General features: G+C 62.1%; 6 protein-coding genes and 1 tRNA gene. 1 reads left to right on the top strand and 6 read right to left on the bottom strand.

All coding sequences use genetic code 11. The features are described 5' to 3' along the window. Nucleotides 1-222 precede the first annotated feature (222 nt). A tRNA-Asn gene (locus tag ACQKEN_RS25235) sits at nt 223-298 on the top strand. A 113-nt stretch (nt 299-411) separates the two neighbouring features. Here the strand turns inward: ACQKEN_RS25235 and ACQKEN_RS25230 are convergent. The 6 genes from ACQKEN_RS25230 to ACQKEN_RS25205 all read right to left on the bottom strand — a co-directional run bounded on the left by ACQKEN_RS25230 (nt 412) and on the right by ACQKEN_RS25205 (nt 5,853). Continuing rightward, nucleotides 412-1,098 (bottom strand): RibD family protein, encoded by a 687-nt coding sequence (locus ACQKEN_RS25230; protein ID WP_427689481.1) that lies wholly within the window; start codon nt 1,096-1,098, stop codon nt 412-414. Between the two features lie 416 nt (nt 1,099-1,514). Then, nucleotides 1,515-1,922 carry an SRPBCC family protein gene (locus ACQKEN_RS25225; protein WP_427689480.1) on the bottom strand — a complete coding sequence of 136 codons (408 nt, stop codon included), beginning with the start codon at nt 1,920-1,922 and terminating at the stop codon, nt 1,515-1,517. A 159-nt stretch (nt 1,923-2,081) separates the two neighbouring features. Continuing rightward, nucleotides 2,082-2,705, bottom strand: a complete 624-nt coding sequence (gene ycaC / locus ACQKEN_RS25220; RefSeq protein WP_037010340.1) for an isochorismate family cysteine hydrolase YcaC — start codon at nt 2,703-2,705, stop codon at nt 2,082-2,084. 125 nt (nt 2,706-2,830) lie between these two features. Continuing rightward, entirely contained in the window at nt 2,831-4,669 is a 1,839-nt protein-coding gene (locus ACQKEN_RS25215; RefSeq protein ID WP_427689482.1) for an amidohydrolase, read from the bottom strand. A 145-nt stretch (nt 4,670-4,814) separates the two neighbouring features. Beyond that, nucleotides 4,815-5,444 (bottom strand): antibiotic biosynthesis monooxygenase, encoded by a 630-nt coding sequence (locus tag ACQKEN_RS25210; RefSeq protein ID WP_427689479.1) that lies wholly within the window; start codon nt 5,442-5,444, stop codon nt 4,815-4,817. After that, nucleotides 5,437-5,853, bottom strand: a complete 417-nt coding sequence (locus tag ACQKEN_RS25205) for a DoxX family protein (protein ID WP_427689478.1) — start codon at nt 5,851-5,853, stop codon at nt 5,437-5,439. Before ACQKEN_RS25205 ends, ACQKEN_RS25210 begins: the two co-directional genes overlap by 8 nt. Nucleotides 5,854-6,161: the final 308 nt, after the last annotated feature.

Raw genomic sequence — 6,161 nt, 5'->3', positions numbered from 1 at the left:
CCCCTGTAGGAGCGCGCTTGCCCGCGAAGGCGTCGGCACATTCAACATCGCTGCCAGCTGACACACCGCATTCGCGGGCAAGCGCGCTCCTACACTGATTGGAGTCGGTCGCGATAGTGTCGTCTACACTGGATCAAGGCCGGAGCCGCCCGACGCCCGCCTGGCATTTTTTTTAACACGCTCGCTTGACTTCCCTTTTCCAATCAGTAAGATAGCGCGCATTCCGCGATAGCTCAGTTGGTAGAGCAAGTGACTGTTAATCACTGGGTCCCTGGTTCGAGTCCAGGTCGTGGAGCCAGACAGAGGTAAACGAAAAGGCCAGCGCTTAGCTGGCCTTTTTCGTTTCCGATCGCTTTCCCCGGGTGCTCCTTGCCTGAAGCGGGACAGCATCAGCCCCGCTCCGCCCCTGAATCAGGCCGTGGTGTAGCGCAACCATACCGCGCCGCCGTCCTGAACCTCTGCCGATGTCAACTTCAAGTGAGCCGGTTGTTTCCACGCCTCGGTCGACACCTCGAACGACGCCGGATGCTCGCCTCGCCCGTCGATCAGCGGCAGGATCAGCACACTGACTTCATCCACCAGCCCGGCGTTGACGAACGAACCGCTGACATGGGGGCCGCCCTCGACGATCAGGCGCTTGCAACCCAGCTCGCTCGACAGGATCTGCACCACCTGCTGCAGGTCGATCTCGGTTTTCCCGGCGAAAATATAAGACACCTGAATGGACTGCAGGTACGCCAGATAGTCATCCGACACGCCTTCGGTCAGCACTTCGACGACGTGGGAATCCAGCGCCTGATTTTTCTTCCAGCCGACCTTGCCCTGAGGGTCGATTGACACCGCGTAGGCCTTGGCAGTGCGGTCGGCGAAGTAATGGCTGCGCTCGATCGGGTCAGTGGCCAGACCCTTTGGGTAGCCCTCGTCGTGGGCGATTTCCTGCATGGTTACGCGCCCGCAGATCCAGGCGTCAAACTCAAACGTCTGGGCGAGCTTTTCGTACAGATCACCGGCGTCTTTCTTAAACGCGCGATCCCAGCCGTCGGTGAGGGCGTGGCCGTCGAGGGAAGACATCATGTGGCAAATGACATAAGGCTGCATGGCAGGCTCCAGGCTGATAAGTGTGTAGAGCCGACCAGCATCCTGCGGCAATAGTTCACCCCTTTACCCGCTTTCGCCGTTCCCAAACGCTGCCCATCATTGCCGGTGATGTAGACCATGAAGCCGATTGTCTTCAGCTTCGGCAGGGCTCGCGTAACATCGCGTCATCCCAGACCCGACACGGACTTGCCCCCATGACCCTGCACATCATCAACGCCGTCGCCCTCACCGCCGTCACTGTTTTTCTGGTCAACCGCGCGTTCGCCTTGTACGACCTGATCAATGCAGCCACGGTGTCCGAGCATCACTGAGGCCCTTGAAGCCTGACGCGACAACGATTCAAGCAAGGCACCGAATTGCCAGGCCGCAATGGCCTGGCGGTCCCGCGATTATCGGCGGCTTAACGTTTCAGCGAATTAGAAATTCGCCTTCAACGCCTCAAGCCCCCCCTCGTAAATCCCTTTGAACAATTCCTCGACTTCCCCATCGGAAACACCGTCCGGCGTAAAGACCCCTGACCATTCCACCCAAGTGCTGTCGGCGCCATCCTCTTTGACTTTGAACGTCGCCAGATAGTCCTTGATTGGAAACGGGCCCTTGTCGATGGAATAGCTGTAAGTGCGCGCCGAATTATCGTAGGTCTGCAGGCGCTCGATGATTTCAGCGCCGTCGTCGGTAGTCAGGTGACGAACGCGCCCGCCTTCCAGTGACTCGCTGCTCTTGATGAACGGCAGCCACGCGTGGAGCGAGTGGAAGCCGCCGGTGAGTGCCCAGACCTTGTCGGCCGAGACCGGGATGTGCACGGATGCAGATGCTTGAGCCATGTTGCTTTCTCCAGAAGTGAGGGCAGCGGCCGATCAGCCAGCGCTGGATGGCGTGGCGGGGCCGCGCCCTCTCTAAATTAGGGGTAACCGCGCGCAATCTTGTCACGGTTACCGCTGCTTCGGGAGGGTGCGCGCCGCAAAAAGGCGGCGCGCAGCGTGTTACTTGGCGGTGAACGCCGAGTAGCTGTTCATCAGGTTGCGGTAGTTCGGAATGCGCTGGGACAGCAGGTTCGCCAAACCTTCCATGTCGTTGCGCCAGTCGCCCTGCAGCTCGCACGCCACCGAGAACCAGTTCATCAATTGCGCACCGGCTGCGGTCATGCGCGCCCATGCAGCTTTCTGCACCACGTCGTTGAACGTTCCCGATGCATCGGTGACCACGAACACGTCGAAGCCTTCTTCCAGCGCACACAGGGTCGGGAACGCCACGCAAACATCAGTCACCACACCGGCGATGATGATCTGCTTGCGGCCGGTGGCCTTGATCGCTTTGACGAAGTCTTCGTTGTCCCAGGCGTTGATCTGGCCAGGACGGGCAATGTACGGCGCGTCCGGGAACATCGCCTTGAGCTCGGGCACCAGCGGGCCGTTCGGGCCGGTTTCAAAGCTGGTGGTGAGGATGGTCGGCAGGTTGAAGAACTTGGCGCAATCGGCCAGGGCCAGCACGTTGTTCTTGAACTCGTTCGGCGTGAAGTCCTGGACCAGCGAGATCAGGCCGGTCTGGTGATCGACCAGCAGAACGACGGCATCATCTTTGTTCAAACGCTTGTAGGGAACGGTCATGATTGACTCCATTGAGTGTGGAACAGATGGGTACGGGGCCAGCGCATCACGCTGGCAGAGTGCCCCGTCAGTCAGCACCGACGAGGCTTTTCATGCTCTTTTCAATTGCCCTTTTCAGGCGCTGGTCAGAAGGCGAAACACGAGCAGCCAAACGCGCCCCAGAAACCCTGGAAGTCGCTGACCGGCACTTTCGACTGGCGCGCTTTATCGTGGCTGTGGGCGTGGACGCCACAGGGTCCGCTGCACTGGTGAACCGCGGCCGCCATCGGTGCGCCCTGGCGCCAGTGGCCCGGGACCTTGGAGACCGGCGACCAGTCCGGCAGCACCGGCACGCTCGGCGGCGCCAGATCGTTGAATTCTCCGGCGCCGTACACCACCTTGCCGTCGACGATGGTCAGCACCGACTCGATCCACTTGATCGACTCCTCCGGGACGCTGAAGAAGTCCTGGGACAACGCCACCACGTCCGCCAACTGGCCGACCTTGATCTGGCCTTTCTTGCCCTGCTCGGAGGAAAACCAGGCGCTGCCACGGGTGAACAGCTCCAGCGCGGTTTCCCGGGACAAACCTTCCGGGTACAGCTCCAGGCCGCCGACGGTGCGGCCGCTGACCATCCAGTACAACGAGGTCCACGGGTTGTAGCTCGACACGCGGGTGGCGTCGGTCCCCGCGCCCACCGGAACGCCTTCGGCCAGCATGCGTTTGATCGGCGGCGTGTGCTCGCCGGCCTTGGCCCCGTAGCGCTCGACGAAATACTCGCCCTGGAAGGCCATGCGGTCCTGAATCGCGATGCCGCCGCCCAGCGCCTTGACCCGCTCGATGTTCTTCGGCGTGATGGTTTCGCAGTGGTCGAAGAACCACGGAATGCCGTTGAACGGAATGTCGCGATTGACCTTCTCGAACACGTCGAGCATGCGCGAGATCGATTCGTCGTAGGTGGCGTGCAGGCGGAACGGCCAGCGGTGCTCAACGAGGTGGCGCACCACCGGTTCGAGGTCCTGCTCCATCCCCGCCGGCAAATCGGGGCGCGGCTCAAGGAAGTCTTCGAAATCCGCCGCCGAAAAGGTCAGCATCTCGCCGGCGCCGTTGTGGCGCAGGAAGTCATCGCCCTGGTGCAGCGTGACTGTGTTGGTCCAGTGCTTGAAGTCTTCCAGCTCTTCCTTGGGCTTCTGAGTGAACAGGTTGTAGGCAATGCGCACGGTCAGCTGTTTGGCCTCGGCCAGTTGCGTGATGACGGCGTAATCGTCCGGGTAATTCTGGAAGCCGCCGCCGGCGTCGATGGCGCTGGTCAGGCCCAGGCGGTTCAGTTCGCGCATGAACTGGCGGGTGGAGTTGATCTGGTACTCCAGCGGCAGCTTCGGCCCCTTGGCCAGGGTCGAGTAGAGAATCATCGCGTTGGGCTTGGCCACCAGCATGCCGGTCGGGTCGCCATTGCTGTCGCGGACGATCTCACCACCCGGCGGGTTCGGCGTGTCACGGGTATAGCCGGCCACACGAAGCGCGGCGCGGTTGAGCAGCGCGCGGTCATACAAATGCAGGACGAACACCGGGGTGTCGGGCGCGGCCTGATTGAGTTCTTCGAGGGTCGGCATGCGTTTCTCGGCAAACTGGAATTCGTTCCAGCCGCCGACCACACGCACCCACTGCGGCGTTGGCGTGCGGTCGGCCTGGGCCTTGAGCATGCGCAACGCGTCGGCCAGGGACGGTACGCCTTCCCAGCGCAGTTCGAGGTTGTAATTGAGGCCGCCACGAATCAGGTGCAAGTGCGAGTCGTTGAGGCCCGGGATCACCGTGCGCTTGTGCATGTCGATGACCTGGGTGGCCGGGCCGCGCTGGGCCATGATCTCGGCGTCGGAGCCCACGGCGACGAATTTCCCGCCGCTGATGGCCACGGCACTGGCCTTGGGTTTTTCCTGGTCCACCGTGTGGAAATTACCGTTGAAGAGAATCAGATCGACGTTCATCGCGCCTCCGTTGGCAGAAGAGTGGGACGCCCCGACGGCAAGGCCGGTGGCAGGCAGTGAAGAAAACAGTGCGGCGGCCGCGCCGAGCAACGAGCCCTTGGCGACGAAGCGGCGGCGGTCGCTGGAAGACGGTTGATCGGCGTCGTCATCCTTCATGATCGGCTCCCGCCACGGGCGCCGGCCGGGCATTCAGCCACGGGGCAAACAGCCGGGTGGCGCGTGGCATCAGCACGTACACCACCAGCAGGACGATGGTCACGGTGACCAGTGCGGTGCTGATGATGTAATTGGCCAGCAGCGGGTACAGGCGAAACACCGGCCCCCAGACCAGCGGGATCAGCAGGGTCAGCGGGCAGATCACCAGAAAGGTCACGCAGGCCTGTTTCCAGCGCGGCGGCGGGTTTTCAGCGGCGGGGACGAACCAGAATTCGTTGTGCGGGTTGACCTCGGTGAGATCGCCGTCGGCGAGCATGGGCGACGCTTCGGCCACCAGCTCGCGGCGGTGGGACGAGTCGAGCCAGCTGTGCATGGCATCGGTCGAACAGAACCGCAGCACGCAGGTGAACATGTGCAGGCCGTCGGACTTGCCACGTATGACGTCGACGCCCAGATGCCCGGGGTAGCTTGCCGCCATGGCAACGATGCGCCGCAGCCAGGCTTCGTACTGGGCTTCGAGGCCGGCCTTGATGCGGTGCTTGACCACCAGGGTGACGATCTCGTCGGCGGACAGTTTCGACGTGGGGGTGACGTCGGCGGTCGTGGCGTAATCAGGCATAGCGAAGGGCTCCGGGCAAACCATGGTTGAGCGCCAGACGACCGGGTCCGGCGATGAGCACGCTGGTGAAGATAATCAGTAATAGCCAGCCGAACTGGCCCTGCTCGATGCTCCACTCGCTGTGCACCACGACGAGCGCGACAAGCAGCAGGATGAGAATAGGCAGGCACGCCAGACGCGCCAGTACGCCGGTCAGAATCAGCAACGGGCAGAGGACTTCGGCGAAGATGGCCATGCTCAGGGTCAGGGTGGCGCCGAGGTGGAAAGGGTCTTCGATGAGGGTCAGTTGGGTGTTGAAGTCGAGGAGCTTGGGCAGGCCGTGGACGAACAGCAGGAACAGCGCGCCGGCGGATCTGAGGAAGAGCAGTCCGAGGTCTTGTGCGCGGTCGTTGCAGGTTGAATAGGTCATTGCCCACCTTTGATCTCTTGGGCCACGACTTGCGGGGGATGTGGCCGATGAATTCAGTGTGGCGGGGCGATGGGGGTGGGTATTGAACAGACGTGCTTTTGAGGGTCGCGCTTTTTTAAGATCAACGGCATCTGCCTAACGGCAGATCGTTTCGCCTTCGGCGAGTTACTTGGAAAAGCACCCCAAGTAACCAAGGGTGCTTGCTCCTGGCTAGGCCCTTCGTTCCTCAGGGTTCCTTCACTCCGGTCTCGCTCCGTGGGCCCGCCGCCATCCGCCATCCATGGCGGGGGGCGGCTCTCGCGGCATCC

This window comes from Pseudomonas sp. NPDC078416, assembly GCF_050268485.1.
In the GTDB taxonomy this organism is placed as follows: Bacteria; Pseudomonadota; Gammaproteobacteria; order Pseudomonadales; family Pseudomonadaceae; genus Aquipseudomonas.
Note: the sequence above shows the minus strand (reverse complement) of the source record. Positions and strands in the feature narration are given on the sequence as shown.